General features: G+C 72.4%; 13 protein-coding genes. 5 read left to right on the plus strand and 8 right to left on the minus strand.

What is annotated here, in order from left to right; genetic code table 11:
* Positions 1–14 precede the first annotated feature (14 nt).
* Positions 15–2,096 carry a type IIA DNA topoisomerase subunit B gene (locus JQT67_RS01705; RefSeq protein ID WP_208063206.1) on the minus strand — a complete coding sequence of 694 codons (2,082 nt, stop codon included), beginning with the start codon at positions 2,094–2,096 and terminating at the stop codon, positions 15–17.
* 202 nt (positions 2,097–2,298) lie between these two features.
* Between JQT67_RS01705 and JQT67_RS01710 the strand changes: the two genes are divergently transcribed.
* Positions 2,299–2,520: a hypothetical protein gene (locus JQT67_RS01710; protein ID WP_307864150.1), complete on the plus strand. Its 222-nt coding sequence runs from the start codon at positions 2,299–2,301 to the stop codon at positions 2,518–2,520.
* A gap of 60 nt (positions 2,521–2,580) precedes the next feature.
* Here JQT67_RS01710 and JQT67_RS01715 read toward each other — a convergent pair whose 3' ends face one another.
* From JQT67_RS01715 to JQT67_RS01740, 6 genes are all read right to left on the minus strand, one after another.
* Positions 2,581–3,357, minus strand: coding sequence for an amino acid ABC transporter ATP-binding protein (locus tag JQT67_RS01715; protein ID WP_208063208.1), 777 nt, complete (start codon positions 3,355–3,357; stop codon positions 2,581–2,583).
* Positions 3,347–4,003, minus strand: a complete 657-nt coding sequence (locus JQT67_RS01720) for an amino acid ABC transporter permease (protein ID WP_021011748.1) — start codon at positions 4,001–4,003, stop codon at positions 3,347–3,349. Before JQT67_RS01720 ends, JQT67_RS01715 begins: the two co-directional genes overlap by 11 nt.
* A 74-nt stretch (positions 4,004–4,077) precedes the next feature.
* Complete coding sequence (locus JQT67_RS01725) at positions 4,078–4,902, minus strand: transporter substrate-binding domain-containing protein (RefSeq protein ID WP_208063209.1); 825 nt, start codon at positions 4,900–4,902, stop codon at positions 4,078–4,080.
* Positions 4,903–5,015: 113 nt separating this feature from the next.
* Entirely contained in the window at positions 5,016–6,419 is a 1,404-nt protein-coding gene (locus JQT67_RS01730) for an RNA polymerase sigma factor (protein ID WP_208063210.1), read from the minus strand.
* Between the two features lie 162 nt (positions 6,420–6,581).
* Positions 6,582–7,880 carry an MFS transporter gene (locus JQT67_RS01735; RefSeq protein ID WP_307864151.1) on the minus strand — a complete coding sequence of 433 codons (1,299 nt, stop codon included), beginning with the start codon at positions 7,878–7,880 and terminating at the stop codon, positions 6,582–6,584.
* Between the two features lie 29 nt (positions 7,881–7,909).
* Positions 7,910–8,830, minus strand: coding sequence for a PAC2 family protein (locus tag JQT67_RS01740; RefSeq protein ID WP_208063212.1), 921 nt, complete (start codon positions 8,828–8,830; stop codon positions 7,910–7,912).
* 45 nt (positions 8,831–8,875) lie between these two features.
* Here JQT67_RS01740 and JQT67_RS01745 point away from each other — a divergent pair, with 45 nt between their 5' ends.
* The 3 genes from JQT67_RS01745 (at position 8,876) to sucB (ending at position 13,739) form a co-directional block, all read left to right on the plus strand.
* Complete coding sequence (locus JQT67_RS01745) at positions 8,876–10,324, plus strand: leucyl aminopeptidase (RefSeq protein WP_208063213.1); 1,449 nt, start codon at positions 8,876–8,878, stop codon at positions 10,322–10,324.
* Positions 10,325–10,412: 88 nt separating this feature from the next.
* The gene (gene lpdA / locus JQT67_RS01750; RefSeq protein WP_243755497.1) at positions 10,413–11,801 is read left to right on the plus strand and encodes a dihydrolipoyl dehydrogenase; all 1,389 of its coding nucleotides are present in this window, start codon (positions 10,413–10,415) and stop codon (positions 11,799–11,801) included.
* A 24-nt stretch (positions 11,802–11,825) separates the two neighbouring features.
* On the plus strand, positions 11,826–13,739 hold the full coding sequence (sucB, locus tag JQT67_RS01755) for a 2-oxoglutarate dehydrogenase, E2 component, dihydrolipoamide succinyltransferase (RefSeq protein WP_208063215.1): 1,914 nt from the start codon (positions 11,826–11,828) through the stop codon (positions 13,737–13,739).
* Here the strand turns inward: sucB and JQT67_RS01760 are convergent.
* Positions 13,736–15,028, minus strand: a complete 1,293-nt coding sequence (locus JQT67_RS01760) for a hypothetical protein (protein WP_208063216.1) — start codon at positions 15,026–15,028, stop codon at positions 13,736–13,738. The two genes, sucB and JQT67_RS01760, sit on opposite strands and share 4 nt — an antisense overlap.
* Positions 15,029–15,121: 93 nt before the next feature.
* On the opposite strand from JQT67_RS01760, the gene JQT67_RS01765 reads away from it, so the two are divergent.
* Positions 15,122–15,811 (plus strand): DUF4191 domain-containing protein, encoded by a 690-nt coding sequence (locus JQT67_RS01765; protein ID WP_208063217.1) that lies wholly within the window; start codon positions 15,122–15,124, stop codon positions 15,809–15,811.
* Positions 15,812–15,890 lie beyond the last annotated feature (79 nt).

Here is a 15,890-nt window from a genome sequence, read left to right on the forward strand (position 1 = left end):
GGCCGGGGCGGCGCTCAGGCGTCGATGCGCTCCCGGTCGACCTGCGAGGTCTGGATGAGCTCGCGGCGCGGGGCGACGTCGTTGCCCATCAGCAGCTCGAAGATCTCGCTCGCGCGCTCCGAGTCCGAGATCGTCACGCGGCGCAGCGTGCGGCGCGAGCGGTCCATCGTCGTCTCGGCGAGCTGGTCGGCGTCCATCTCGCCGAGGCCCTTGTAGCGCTGCGGCGGCTCGACCCAGCTCTTGCCGCTCTTCTTGAGCTTCGCGAGCAGCCGGTGCAGCTCGGCGTCGGAGTACGTGTAGACCGCCTCGTCGGGCTTGCCGCGGTGCTTCACCATCACGCGGTGCAGCGGCGGCACCGCGGCGAAGACGCGGCCCTCCTCGATGAGCGGCCGCATGTAGCGGTGGATGAGCGTCAGCAGCAGGGTGCGGATGTGGGCGCCGTCGACATCGGCGTCCGAGAGCATGATGATCTTCCCGTAGCGGGCGGCAGAGATGTCGAACGAGCGGCCCGAGCCCGCGCCGATCGACTGGATGATCGCCGCGCACTCGGCGTTGCCGAGCATGTCGCCGATCGACGCCTTCTGCACGTTCAGGATCTTGCCGCGGATGGGCAGGATCGCCTGGAACTCGCTGTCGCGCGCGGGCTTCGCGGTGCCGAGCGCGCTGTCGCCCTCGACGATGAAGAGCTCGGTCTGCGCGACGTCGTTCGAGCGGCAGTCGACGAGCTTCACCGGGAGCGACGACGACTCGAGCGCGCTCTTGCGCCGCGCGGTCTCCTTGAGCGAGCGCGCCGACAGGCGCGCCTTCATCTCGCTCACGACCTTCTCGAGCAGCTGCCCCGCCTGCGCCTTGTCGTCGCGCTTCGAGGAGGTGAGGATGCCGCCGAGCTCGCGCGCGACGACCTGCGAGACGATCTGGCGCACGGCGGGGGTGCCGAGCACCTCCTTCGTCTGGCCCTCGAACTGCGGCTCGGGCAGGCGCACGGTGACGACGGCGGTGAGGCCCGCGAGCACGTCGTCCTTCTCGACCTTGTCGTTGCCGGCCTTGAGCTTGCGCGCGTTCGCGGCGACCTGGTCGCGCAGCAGCTTCAGGAGCGACTGCTCGAAGCCGGCGAGGTGCGAGCCGCCCTTCGGCGTCGCGATGATGTTGACGAAGGTCTGCACGACGGTGTCGTAGCCCGTGCCCCAGCGCAGCGCGATGTCGACCTCGCACGTGCGGTCGACCTCGCGCGTGACCATGTGGCCCGTCGCCTCGTCGAGCACCGGGATGGTCTCCTGGAACGCGCCCTCGCCCGTGAGCCGCCACGTCGCGGTGAGCGCCGGGTCGGGCGCGAGGTACTCGGCGAACTCGCTGATGCCGCCGTCGTACTTGAAGTCGTGGACGACGCGCTCGTCGCCGCGCTCGTCGATGATCTGGATCGCGAGCCCCGGCACGAGGAACGCCGTCTGCCGCGCGCGGCGCGCGAGCTCGTCGGCGAGGAAGTCGGCGCCCTTCGTGAACACCTGCGGGTCGGCCCAGTAGCGCACGCGCGTGCCGGTGACGCCCTTCGCGACCTTGCCGACCTTCCGCAGCCTCGACGCATCCGTGAACGGCAGGAACGTCGAGCGCGGCGAGGGCTCTCCCTCGCCGAGGAACTCGCCCGGCTCGCCGCGGTGGAACGACATCGCCCACGTCGCGCCGTCGCGGTCGACCTCGACGTCGAGGCGCTCGGAGAGGGCGTTGACGACGGATGCGCCGACACCGTGGAGGCCGCCGGAGGACTTGTAGGCGCCGCCGCCGAACTTGCCGCCCGCGTGCAGCTTCGTGAAGATGACCTCGACGCCCGTGAGGCCCGTGCGGGGCTCGACGTCGATCGGCAGGCCGCGGGCGCGGTCGCGCACCTCGACGGAGCCGTCGGCGTGCAGCACGACCGCGATCTCGTCGCCGTGGCCGCCGAGCGCCTCGTCGACGGAGTTGTCGATGATCTCCCACAAGCAGTGCATGAGCCCGCGCGAGTCGGTCGAGCCGATGTACATGCCGGGGCGCTTGCGCACCGCCTCGAGCCCCTCGAGCACGGTGAGGTGCCGAGCCGAGTAGTCCGATGCCGCAGTCGCCAACCGATCCCCCTTCGCGTGACACGCCCGGGGTCTGCAGTCATCGGGCGGTCGACGCTCCAGCCTACGGCCGCCGATCCCCGCCCGGCGGCAGGCGGCGCGGCCCGTCGCCGCGTTGCGCCGCTGGCGAACCACGCCCCGCGTGATGCGGTATTGACAGGATGGCGTGCCACGATGGACACCAGACGTGATGAAGGAGGGCACCGTGAACGACACCCAGACCGCGACGCTCGAGACCGACGAGGCGAACGCGCCGCTCAGCGCGCTCGACCGCTGCGACAGCTGCGGCGCCCAGGCATACGTCCGCGCGACGATGGAGAGCGGCACGCTGCTCTTCTGCGCGCACCACGCCGCCAAGCACCGCGAGGCGATGCAGCCGCTCGCCACCGCGTGGCACGACGAGACCGCGAAGCTCACCGAGGCGTAGGCCCCGGCGCGACTTCGACAGCGGCCCGTCCCCGATCGGGGGCGGGCCGCTCCGCTGTCGCTAGGCGAAGGGGCCCTGCAGCCGCTGCAGGAAGCGCTTCGTGCGCTCGTGCCGCGGATCGCCGAAGACCCGCTCGGGCGCGCCGCGCTCGACGACGACGCCCTCGTCGAAGAACGACACCTCGTCGGCGACCTCGCGCGCGAAGCCGAGCTCGTGGGTCACGACCGCCATCGTCCAGCCCTCGGCGGCGAGCTCGGTCATGACCGCGAGCACCTCGCCGACGAGCTCGGGATCGAGCGACGACGTCGGCTCGTCGAACAGCAGCATCGACGGATGCAGCGCGAGCGCGCGCACGATGCCGACGCGCTGCTGCTGGCCGCCCGAGAGCGACGACGGGTAGGCGTCCGCCTTCTCCCGCAGGCCGACGCGCTCGAGGAGCGCGAGCGCATCCGCCCTCGCCTCCTCCTTCCCCCGCCCCTGCACCCGGATCGGGCCGACGGTGACGTTGCCGAGCACGGTCAGGTGCGGGAAGAGGTGGTGCTGCTGGAAGACCATGGCGGATGCGCGGTGCAGGGCCGCGCGCTCGCGTCGCCCGAGCGGGCGGGTGAAGTCGAGCTCGAGCTCGCCGATGCGGAGCGTGCCGGCGTCCGGGGTCTCGAGCCCGTTGAGCGAGCGCAGCACGGTCGTCTTGCCCGAGCCGGACGGGCCGATGAGCGCGTGCACCGTGCCGGGCGCGACGTCGAGGTCGACGCCGCGCAGCACGTGGTTGTCGCCGAACGACTTGTGGAGGCCGCGGGCGGCGAGGAGCGGCGCGGGCGCGATCGGTTCAGACGGCATAGCGGTCGAGCCTCCGCTCGAGGCGGTCCTGGCCGCCGGCGAGGGCCAGGCAGATGACCCAGTAGACGCCGGCCGCGACCGAGTAGATGAGGATGAACTCGCCGCTCGGCGCCGCGATCCGCTGCGCGACGCGGAAGAGCTCGGTGACGAGGATGAGCGACGCGAGCGACGTGTCCTTCACGAGCGAGATGAGCGTGTTCGACAGCGGCGGCACCGAGACGCGCGCGGCTTGCGGCAGCACGATGCGGCCGAGCGCCTGACCCCGCGACATGCCGATCATCGCCGCCGCCTCCCACTGGCCGCGCGGGATCGACAGGATCGCGGCGCGGATGATCTCGGCCGCGTAGCCGCCCACGTTGAGCGAGAGCGCGATGATCGCGCTCGGCCACGGGTCGAGCGTGATGCCGATCTGCGGCATGCCGTAGAAGATCACGAACAGCTGCACGAGCATGGGCGTGCCGCGGATGATCGAGATGTAGGCGCGAGCGAGGCCCGAGAGCCACGCGATGCCGGAGATGCGCGCGAGCGCCATGCCGATCGCGATCACGAGGCCGAGCGAGAACGACGCGAGCGTGAGCGGGATCGTGCCGGTGAGCCCGCCGAGGGCGATGGGCCCGATCGAGTCGAGCACGAGCTGCCAGTCCACGCGCGGAGCCTACGTCGGGAGCCTGCGCGGAAGCGGCCCCGGCACTCGCCGGGGCCGCTCCATCGAGACGCGCGTCACGGCTGGGAGACGTCCTCGCCGAAGTAGACTTGCGAGATCTCGGCGAGCGTGCCGTCGGCGGCGAGCGCGGCGAGCGCCTCGTCGATCGCGGCGAGCAGCGATTCGCTCCCCTGCCGCATCGCGACGGCGCTCTCGCTCACCTCGTCGGTCTCGGCGACGGCCTCGAGGCCCGTCTCGCCGCCCTGCGCCTGCTCGTAGTCGAGGAACGTGAGGGAGTCGTTGATCGTCGCGTCCACGCGGCCCGAGCGCAGCAGCTCGGCCGCCTGGGCGAAGCCCTCGACCTCCTCGACCTCGGCGCCCGCGCCGCGCGCGACCTCGGCCCAGTTGCTCGTGAGCGACTGCGCGCTCACGCGGCCCGCGAGGTCGTCGAGCGAGGCGATGTCGCTGCCCTCGGGCACGACGAGCACGCCGGTCGAGTACGTGTACGGCTCGCTGAAGAGGTAGCGCTCCTGGCGCTCGGGCGTGATCGAGACCTGGTTCGCGATGACGTCGATGCGGCCCGAATCGAGGGCGGCGAAGATCGCGTCCCACTGCGTCTCGACGAACTCGACCTCGACGCCGAGCTGCTCGCCGACCGCGGTGATGACCTCGACGTCGTAGCCGGTCAGCGCACCGGCGCCGCCCTCGTGGAACGAGAACGGCGAGTACGTGCCCTCGGTGCCGACGACGAGCACGCCCGCCTCCTGCACCTGCTCGAGCGTCACGCCCGACGACTCGGCCTCCCCGCTCGCGCCGGGCTCCGCGCTGCTCGAGCACCCGACGAGGACGACGGATGCGGCGGCGACGGCTGCGAGGCCGGCGAGGGTGGAACGACGGGGCATGACTTCTCCTTCTCGGGGACAGAACATCATCTTAGAACGACCGCGGCGCATCCGATCGCATGGAGGAGTGCGAAGGGCCGCCCCTCGCGGGGCGGCCCTGGGTCACGCGTCGATCACTCGAGGTAGTCGCGCAGCTGCTGCGAGCGCGACGGGTGCCGCAGCTTCGCCATCGTCTTCGACTCGATCTGGCGGATGCGCTCGCGCGTCACGCCGAACGTGTCGCCGATTTGGTCGAGTGTCTTCGGCATCCCGTCGCCGAGGCCGAAGCGCATGCGGATGACGCCCGCCTCGCGCTCCGAGAGGGAGTCGAGCAGCGACTCGAGCTGGCGCTGGAGCATCGTGAAGCCCACCGCGTCGGCCGGCACGACCGCCTCGGTGTCCTCGATGAGGTCGCCGAACTCGCTGTCGCCGTCCTCGCCGAGCGGCGTGTGCAGCGAGATCGGCTCGCGGCCGTACTTCTGCACCTCGATGACCTTCTCGGGGGTCATGTCGAGCTCGCGCGCGAGCTCCTCGGGGCTCGGCTCGCGACCGAGATCCTGCAGCATCTGGCGCTGCACGCGGGCGAGCTTGTTGATGACCTCGACCATGTGCACGGGGATGCGGATCGTGCGGGCCTGGTCGGCCATCGCGCGGGTGATCGCCTGGCGGATCCACCACGTCGCGTAGGTCGAGAACTTGAAGCCCTTCGTGTAGTCGAACTTCTCGACCGCACGGATGAGGCCCAGGTTGCCCTCCTGGATGAGGTCGAGGAACTGCATGCCTCGGCCCGTGTAGCGCTTCGCGAGCGAGACCACGAGGCGCAGGTTCGCGCCCAGCAGGTGGCTCTTCGCGCGCTGCCCGTCGCGGGCGATGCGCGTGAGGTCGCGCTTGAGCTGCCAGTCGAGGTCGTCGCCCTCGAGCGAGAGCTTCTCCTCGGCGAACAGGCCCGCCTCGATGCGCATCGCGAGGTCGACCTCCTGCTCGGCGTTGAGCAGCGCGACCTTGCCGATCTGCTTGAGGTAGTCCTTGACCGGGTCGGCCGTCGCGCCGGTGATCTGCGTGGCGGCAGGCTCGTCGTCGTCGCCCGAGAGGCGCAGGGCGCCGGTCGGGAGCTTCTCGACGTGGACCTCCTCCTCTTCCTCCTCGGGGGCCTCGGCGGCGGTCTCCTCCTGCTCCATCACCTCGGCGACGGGATCGGCGGCCTTCCGGCGACCGCCGCGCGCGGGCTTCGCCGGGCCGGTCGACGGCGCGGCGGCCTTCTTCGCGGCAGCGGTCTTCGCTGCGGTCGTCTTCGCCGTCGTCTTGGCGGGGGCCTTCGCGGCCGTCTTGGCGGCGGTCGTCTTCGCGGCCGTCGACTTCGCGGCAGGCGCCTTCGCCGCCGTCGTCTTCGCGGTCGTCGACTTGGCCGCCGTCGACTTCGCGGCGGCGGTCTTCGCGGGTGCGGCCTTGGGCGCGGCAGCGGTCGTGGCGCTCTGCTCAGCGTCGGCGGCCGCCTTCGTCGTTCGGCTCCGCGGGCTCGTGGTCTTGTCAGCTGGCATGCGTCCTCCGGTCGGTCATGCGTCCAGACTCGGTCCAGTCGCGCTGAGGGCAGTCGAATGACCCATGTCAAGTCCGGGCGCTGGCACGATCTCGACTGGGTCGGTCTTGACAGTATAGCGCCGGATGTGGCATGAGCATTCCCAGGTCGTCGGATCGACCGCTCACTCGGGGCGTCGACGCATGCGACGGGCGATGGCCGCCCACAGCGGGCCCACCTCGATGCCCTCCTCCTCGCGCAGCCTCGAGCGGGTGATGCGACGCATCCGCACGACCATGAGGAAGCCGAGCGCGAGCAGCACGAACTGGAACGAGAGCGCGAGCCGGAAGCCCTCCCAGTCGTAGAGGCCGACCGCCTCGCCGCCCGCGACGCGCGCGGAGTGCACGAGGTCGAGGATGATGCCGACGGCCGGCATGGCCGCGAACGTGGCGATGAAGCCGCCGACGTTGACGATGCCGTTCGCCGAGCCGAGCACGCGCAGCGGGTTGGAGGTGCGCGCGAAGTCGAAGCCGACCGTCGAGCCGGGGCCGGCCGCGCCGAGCACGATGAGCAGCAGCACGACGAGCCAGGTCGGCGGTTGCGTCGGCCACGCGAGCACGGCGGCCCACGCGGCGATCACGAGGGTGACGAGGGCGAGCACGAGGGTCGAGCGCCGGAGCGGGAAGCGCGCGGTCGTGATGCCGACGATCGGGCCGACGACCATGCCGGTCACGACGACGACGCTCATGAGCGCGGCGGCCTCGGGCTGCGAGTAGCCGAGCCCGTCGACGAGCATCGGGAAGCCCCACAGCAGCAGGAAGAGGTTCGTGGAGCCGAGGAGCGAGAAGTGCGTCCAGAAGCCGAGCCGCGTGCCGGGCGTGCGGAAGGCGCTGCGCAGCCGCGGCAGCCAGCCCTCGGGCACGTCGATCGACCCGGTCGGCGGCGCGCCGCCCGGGGGCGCGTCGAAGACGATGAGCAGGACGAGCACGAAGGCGACGGCGCCGACCGCCGCGAGCGTGCCGAACGAGAGGGTCCAGCCGGCCGCCGAGAGCAGCCAGACGAACGGCACGGCCGAGAGCAGCTGCCCCACCTGGCCGCTGATCGCGGTGTACTGCGACATCTGCGCGAGGATCGGCCCCCGGAACCAGCCCGACTGCAGCCGGATGACCGAGATGAACGTCGCGGCGTCGCCGATCCCGACGAGGATGCGGCCGAGGATCGCGAGCGGCATGTCCTCGGCGATCGCGACGAGCAGCTGCCCGCCCGCCATGACCGCCGCACCCGAGGCGATGAGCACGCGCGGGCCGAGCCGGTCGAGCAGCACCCCGACCGGGATCTGCATCGCCGCGTAGACGCCCACCTGCACGGCGCCGAGCGTCGAGAGCTCGGTCGCGGCGACCTCGAAGCGCTCGGAGGCCGCGGGCCCCGCGACGCCGAGCGACGAGCGGTGCAGCACCGCCGCGATGTACGCCAGTGCCGCCACGCCCCAGACCAGCCAGGAGCGCGCGCTGTTCATCCGAACGGGTCCGAGCCCGGCTTCCGCCGCTCCTGCAGGTAGCGCTCGAGCTCCTCGGCGATCTCGTCGGCGCTCGGCAGCGAGCCGTCCTCATCGGTGAGCGGCGACTTCACCGAGGCCTGCGCCATGAACGCGTCGTAGCGCGCCTCGAGCGTGCGCACGACGCGCTGGAGCTCCTCGTTCGACTCCATCTGCTGCGCGACGAGCTGCTGGAACTCGCGATCGGCCTGGCGCAGCTCCTCGGTGCGGAACGCGAGCGACGTCGCGCTCGTCACGCCCTCGAGCGCGGCGAGCGCGGGGCCGGCCGAGCCCGACTCGCCGACGTAGTGCGGCACGAGCACGGTGAAGGATGCGACGGGCGACGTGGGGTGCAGGCGGTGCTCGATGCGGTGGATGACCGAGGCGGGGACCGACGAGACGGGCCGCCACGCCGAGTACTGCTCGATGAGCTCGGCGCGATTGCCGGAGACCGTGGAGACGAGCGGCCGCGTGTGCGGCACGGGCATGCCGATCGAGCTGATGATCGTGGTCGACGCGACCTCGAGCTCCTCGTGGAGCTCGAGCAGCGCATCCGTGAACCGCTCCCACATCCAGTCGGGCTCGGGCCCCGTGAGCAGCAGGAACGGCGCGCCGGCGTCGTCCTCGACCTGCAGGAGCGTGAGCGAGTGCGGCAGGTACTCCTCGACGTGGTCCTCGTTGAAGAGCATGCGCGGGCGGCGCGAGCGGTGGTCGATGAGCACGTCGGTGTCGAACGCGACGACCGGTCGGTGCGGGAGCGTGTCGAGGATCGCGGCGGCGGCGGCCTCGGCGGCGGCGCCCGCGTCGACGAAGCCGTGGATCGCGATCACGAGGTCGAGCCCGCGCGGCACCGTCTCGAGGTCCTCGAGGTGCAGGGTCAGCGAGCGCGGATCGAACACGCTCCCAGCCTAGTGACCGTCGCCCCGCCGGTATCCTCGTGACCCATGCCCATCCCCGCACTCTCCATCATCGCCCGCCCCGAGGACGCCACCGCCGAGCTCATCGTGCACGGCGTGCACCCCGGCGAGCAGCCCTCCGCCGAGGGCTTCGACCCCGAGCTCCTCCGCGGCATCGGTGCCACGGGCGAGCGCGAGCAGGTCGTGCGGGCGGTCGTCGACGGGCGCCGCGTCGCCTTCGTCGGCCTCGGCCACGACACCGGCTCGGTGCGCCTGCGGCAGATCGCGGGCGCCGCGGTGCGCGCGCTGCGCGACGTGCCGACGCTCGCGCTCGCGCTCCCGGTGCGGACGACCGACGACGTGCTCGCTGTGCTCGAGGGCGCGGCGCTCGGCGCCTACCGCTTCGACGGCCTCAAGCGCGAGCCGAAGCCCGGCGTCGTCGAGATCGCGGTCGTCGCGGGCGAGGCGGAGGTGACCGAGACGGTCGTCGCGATGGCCAAGGCCGCCTCGGCCGCCGTGTGGCTCACGCGTGACCTCGCGAACACGCCCCCGAACCTCCTGAGTCCCGTGCACTTCGCCGACCGCGTCGCCGCCGAGGCGCAGCAGGCGGGACTGAGCGTCGTCGTGCGCGACGAGGAGCGGCTGCGCCGCGAGGGCTTCGGCGGCATCGTCGGCGTCGGCCAGGGGTCGAGCCGCCCGCCGCGGCTCGTGACGGTCGAGCACGCTCCCGAGAACGCGACGCGCCACGTCGTGCTCGTCGGGAAGGGCATCACCTTCGACTCGGGCGGCCTCTCGCTCAAGCCCGCCGGCTCGATGCAGCACATGAAGTACGACATGACGGGCGCCGCGACCGTCTACGCCGTGACCGCGGCCGCCGCCGCGCTGCAGCTGCCGATCCGCGTGACCGCGCACCTCGCGCTCGCCGAGAACATGGTCTCGTCGACGTCGACCCGGCCCGACGACGTCATCGTCATCCGCGGCGGCACGAGCGTCGAGGTGACGAACACCGACGCCGAGGGCCGGCTCGTGATGGCCGACGCGCTCGTGCTCGCCTCCGAGGCGCAGCCCGACGCGATCATCGACGTCGCGACCCTCACGGGCGCGCAGCAGGTCGCGCTCGGCGACCGCGTGAGCGGCGTGATGGGCAACGACGACGCGTTCGTCGACGCGCTCGTGCGCGCCTCGCGCGAGGTGGGCGAGCTCATCTGGCCCATGCCGATCCCCGAGGAGATGCGCTCGATGCTCGACTCGGAGGTCGCCGACCTCCAGAACGCGAAGGTCGGCAACCGCTCGGGCGGCATGCTGCTCGCCGCCGCCTTCCTCAACGAGTTCGTCGGCGAGCGCGACGGCTCCCCCATCCCGTGGGCGCACATCGACATCGCCGGCCCGTCGACCAACACCGGCAAGCCCTTCGGCCACACGCCGGTCGGCGCGACGGGCGTCGTCGTGCGCGGCGTGCTCCGCATGATCTCGAAGATGTCGCGCTCAGCCGAGTGACACCGATCCGTCAGGGGTGAGCGACTAGGCTGGCTCGGGCAGGAACTGCCGTGCACCGCTGCGCCCACCGGCGCGGCACAAGAGACTCATGAGGAGCAAGTGCGTGTCCGATCAGAGCTTTGACATCGTCGTCCTGGGTGGAGGCAGTGCCGGCTACGCCGTCGCGCTGCGCGCCGTGCAGCTCGGCAAGACCGTCGCGATCGTCGAGAAGGACAAGCTCGGCGGCACGTGCCTCCACCGCGGCTGCGTGCCCACGAAGGCGATGCTGCACTCGGCCGAGGTCGCCGACGAGGTGCGCGACGCCGGCCACGCCGGGGTCGACGCCGAGCTCAAGGGCATCGACATCGAGCGCGTGACCGCCTTCCGCGAGGGCATCGTCTCGAAGAAGTACAAGGGCCTGCAGGGCCTCATCAAGGCCAAGGGCATCGAGGTCGTCGACGGCGAGGGCAAGCTCACCTCCCCCACGACCGTGCAGGTCGGCGACCGCACCCTGACCGGCAAGAACATCGTGCTCGCGACCGGCTCGTACGCGAAGACGCTGCCGGGCCTCGAGATCACCGGCAACGTCATCACGAGCGAGCAGGCGCTCCGCCTGGACTGGATCCCGCAGCGGGTGGCGATCCTCGGCGGCGGCGTCATCGGCGTCGAGTTCGCGAGCGTGTGGCGCGCCTTCGGCGCCGAGGTCACGATCATCGAGGGCCTGCCCCACCTCGTCGCGAACGAGGAGGAGTCGGTCTCGAAGCAGTTCGAACGCGCGTACAAGAAGCGCGGCATCCAGTTCAAGCTCGGCGCGCGCTTCTCGGGCGTGACGCAGGACGACTCGGGCGTGCACGTCTCGCTCGAGACGGGCGAGACGATCGACGCCGATCTCCTGCTCGTCGCGGTCGGCCGCGGCCCGAACACCGCCGGGCTCGGCTACGAGGAGGTCGGCGTGCAGCTCGACCGCGGCTTCGTGACCGTCGACGACCGCCTGCAGACCTCGGTGCCCGGCGTCTACGCCGTCGGCGACATCGTCCCGGGCCTCCAGCTCGCGCACCGCGGCTACCAGCAGGGCATCTTCGTCGCCGAGGAGATCGCCGGCCTCGAGCCGCGCATGGTGCAGGACATCAACATCCCGAAGGTCACCTACTCCGACCCCGAGGTCGCGTCGATCGGCTACTCCGAGGCCAAGGCCAAGGAGCAGTTCGGCGAGGACAGGATCGAGTCGTACGAGTACTCGCTCGGCGGCAACGCGAAGAGCGAGATCGTCGGCACGACCGGCTCGGTCAAGGCGGTGCGGGTCAAGGACGGCCCCGTCGTCGGCGTCCACATGATCGGCCGCCGCGTGAGCGAGCTCATCGGCGAGGCCCAGCTCATCGTGAACTGGGAGGCCTACCCCGAGGACGTCTCGCAGCTCGTCCACGCCCACCCGACGCAGCACGAGGCGCTCGGCGAGACCATGATGAAGCTCGCGGGCACCCCGCTCCACGCACTCTGATCGACAGCCACAGGAGATCCCAGAATGACTGACATCAAGCTCCCCGAGCTCGGCGAGAGCGTCACCGAGGGCACGATCACCCGCTGGCTGAAGGCCGTGGGCGACGAGATCGCCGTCGACGAGCCGCTCGTCGAGATCTCGACCGACAAGGTCGACACCGAGGTGCCGTCGCCGATCGCCGGCACGCTCACCGAGATCCTCGCCGACGAGGACGACACCGTCGAGGTCGGCGCCGTCATCGCGCGCGTGGGCGACGCGGGCGACGCGCCCGCCGAGCAGGCGCCCGAGACCGACGCCGAGGCGGCGACCGAGGGCACCGACGCCGAGCCCGAGCAGGAGGCCGACGACGAGTCGGCCGCCGAGGCGCAGGAGTCGCCCTCGAAGGAGGCCGACGAGCAGCAGGAGGCGGCGCCCGAGCCCGCGCCGCAGGCCGAGGCGCAGCCCTCGAGCGGCGGCGGCACGGACATCAAGCTCCCGGAGCTCGGCGAGAGCGTCACCGAGGGCACGATCATCCGCTGGCTCAAGGCCGTCGGCGACGAGATCGAGGTCGACGAGCCCATCGTCGAGATCTCGACCGACAAGGTCGACACCGAGGTGCCCTCCCCCGTGGCCGGCACGATCTCCGAGCTGCTCGTGGACGAGGACGACACCGTCGAGGTCGGCAGCGTCATCGCGCGCGTCGGCGGCTCGGCGAGCGCGCCCTCGGCCGGCGAGCCGACGACCGACGACGCCGAGACCGACGAGCCGGCCCCGTCATCGAGCTCCGCCGAGGAGCAGGACGCGACGCCGACCGAGCAGCCCGAGCCCGCGAAGCCGTCGACCGAGCAGCCGGAGCCCGCGAAGGCCCCCGAGGCCGAGGAGCAGGAGGCGGCGCCCGCTCCCGAGGCGCCGAAGCAGGAGGCGCCGAAGGCCGAGGCGCCGAAGCAGCCGGCCCCGCCTGCCCCCTCGAAGCCCGCCCCGTCGGACTCCGCAGCGCAGGCACCCGCGGCCCCCTCGGCGTCGGCGTCGCCCGCGCAGCCCGCCGCGCAGTCCGCGCCGGCCGGCGTCTACGTGACCCCGATCGTCCGCAAGCTCGCGAACGAGCGCGGCGTCGACCTCGGCGCGATCACCGGCACGGGCGTCGGCGGCCGCATCCGCAAGGAGGACGTGCTCGCGGCAGCCGAGGCGAAGCCCGCCGAGGCCGCTGCCGCGGCGCCCGCAGCCGCTGCCGCACCGGCGCCCGTCGAGGTCTCGCCGCTGCGCGGCACGACCGCGAAGATGTCGCGCCTGCGGAAGGTCGTCGCGAAGCGCGCGGTCGAGTCGATGCAGGAGCTCGCGCAGCTCACCACGGTCGTCGAGGTCGACGTGACGAAGGTCGCGCAGCTCCGCGAGGCGAAGAAGGCCTCGTTCCAGCAGGAGACCGGCAACAAGCTCACCTTCCTGCCGTTCTTCACGCAGGCGGCGGTCGAGGCGCTCAAGGCGCACCCGCTCATCAACGCGACGGACGACGGCGAGACGATCACCTACCCCGAGACCGAGAACCTCGCGATGGCGGTCGACACCGAGCGCGGCCTGCTCACGCCGGTCATCCGCGACGCGTCGTCGAAGAGCATCCGCGAGCTGACCGCCGAGATCGCCGACCTCGCGCAGCGCACGCGCGACAACCAGCTCAAGCCCGACGAGCTGGCCGGCGGCACCTTCACGCTCACGAACACCGGCTCGCGCGGCGCGCTGTTCGACACCCCCGTGGTGTTTCAGCCCCAGCGCGCGATCCTCGGCGTCGGCACGGTCGTGAAGCGCCCGGTCGTCGTCTCGGTCGACGGCCAGGACTCGATCGCGATCCGCTCGATGGTCTTCCTCGCCCTGTCCTACGACCACCGGATCATCGACGGCGCCGACGCCGCCCGCTACCTCGCGGCGGTCAAGCAGCGCCTCGAGTCGGGCGCGTTCGAGGTCTAGTCCGACCACGCGTCCCTGAGGGTCCAGCCTGCCTCGATGCTCATGACGAGCACCGAGGCAGGCTCGTCTCCGGACACGACGCGCAGCAGCCACGCGTCGCCGAGGTGCTGCACGACCTCGAGCACGCCGTCGTCGGGCATCCGCCACGGCGCGGCGGCGGTGAGCTGCGGGCTGCCGGGCTCGTGCAGACCGACGAGGCATGCCGCGTCGCCCGCGTCGAGGCACGCCTCCCGCTCGGCGAGCAGCGCGGCTGCGCCCGCGACCGGATCGCCCGGCACCCCGATCACCACCGGGGTCTGCGCCGCGGGGCTCGTGGGCGGCGGGACCGCGCCAGCGGTCGGCGTCGGCATCGGCTCGGCGTGGGGCGCACCCGCGTCGGCTGCGCCGGCTCCCGGTGGACCGCTGCCGCCCAGAAGCGTCGCCGCCACGACGAGCGCGACGCCGCCGGCCCCGCCGACCGCCCAGTAGCGCGGCCGCACGGCGCGGGCCGCCTCGAGGAGCCGCGCCGTGACCGGCGCGCCGCGCGGAAGCCGCTCGAGCAGCAGCGCGACGCGCGACCACACCGCCTCGAGCCCGCTCGGCCGCTCGCGCCGACGCATCCGCACCGGCGCGGGCACGGCCGCGGTCTCGGCAGGCGGATCGAGCGCGAGGGGCAGGGCCGGCCACGCGGCGATGAGCGCGGTGCCGGCCGCGGCGAGGTCGCGGCGCTCGAGCGCCGCCTCGACCGCCGCCGGCAGCGGCTCGCCGCTCGCGTCGGCGAGCAGGAGCGCGAGTTCGCGCCAGCCGAGCGCGTCGGCCGCGACGCCCTCGCTCGACTCGCGCCACGCCTCGGTCGGCCGCTCGGTCTCGCGGTGCGCGCCCTCGCCCGCGAGGAGCGGTGCGCCGTCGTCGTCGATGCGCACGTCGTGCGCCGTCACGCCGCCCGCGACCGCCCCGATCGCGTGGAGCGCCCCGAGCGCCGCCGCGATCGGTGCGAGCGCCGTGACGGCCTCCCCCGGCTCTGGCTCGCCGCGCTCGAGCAGCCAGTCGGCGAGGTCGCGCGGCACGAGCTGGCGCACCACGACGACGCCCACGTCGGTCGCGACGTCGACGACGGGCAGCAGGTGCTCGTGCTCGGCGAGCAGGAGCGCCTCGGCCTCGCGCGCGAGCGGCGCGTCAGCGCCTGCGAGGGCGCGGTGCACCTCGACGCCGTGCCCCGACGCATCCGCCACCCAGACCTCGCGCTCGGCCGTGCGCCGCACCGCCCGCACGAGCGGGTAGCCGGCGATCGACGCAGCATCGGGATCCACGCCGCGACGATGCCACGGCGACGGCGCGCCGGGTGCGGATCCCGCACCTCGCTGTGGAGAGCGGAGGGCCCGCGCCCCGGTATCCTGGGGAGCATGGCGCGCGAGACCGAGAAGGAGCCCGGCCGGCTCAAGACGATGTGGTCCATCTTCCAGATGACCCGCAAGAACGACAAGGCGGCGCTGCCGCTCATGCTGCTGGCCTTCTTCGGGCCGATCATCGTCGTCGTCGTGCTCGCGATCGTGACGCAGCAGGACGTGCTGTGGTTCGTCCTCTGGGTGATCTCGGGCGTGCTCATCGGCCTGATGCTCATGATGATGACGCTCACCTGGCGCGCCGAGAAGATCGCGTTCTCGCAGATCGAGGGCCGCCCCGGCGCCGTCGGCGCCGTGCTGAAGAGCGGCCTGCGCGGCAACTGGTCGACGAGCGAGATGCCCGTCGCGGTCAACCCGCGCACGCAGGACGCCGTCTACCGCGCGGTCGGCAAGCCCGGCGTCGTGCTCATCGCCGAGGGCCCGCGCGAGCGCGTCGCGCGACTCGTGGGCGAGGAGCAGCGCAAGCTCAAGCGCATCGTGCCGAACGTGCCGGTCAACGTGCTCGAGATCGGTCCCGACTCGTCGCTCGAGCTGCGCAAGATGACGAAGTCGATGCGCCGCCTGAAGAAGGTGCTCAGCCGCGCCGAGGTGATGGCGGTCGCGAACCGGCTCACCTCGCTCGGGCAGTCGAACCTGCCCATCCCGAAGGGCATCGACCCGAACCGGGTGCGCCCCGGCCGGCCGCGCTGACGTAACACCGCCGAAACATCGGCGTCACGGTCGGGCAACGGCTCCCGCGTAGCGTCGAGGCAAGGCATCCGCTCAACCG

This window comes from Agrococcus sp. TF02-05 (genome assembly GCF_017565345.1).
Classification (GTDB): Bacteria; Actinomycetota; Actinomycetes; order Actinomycetales; family Microbacteriaceae; genus Agrococcus; species Agrococcus pavilionensis.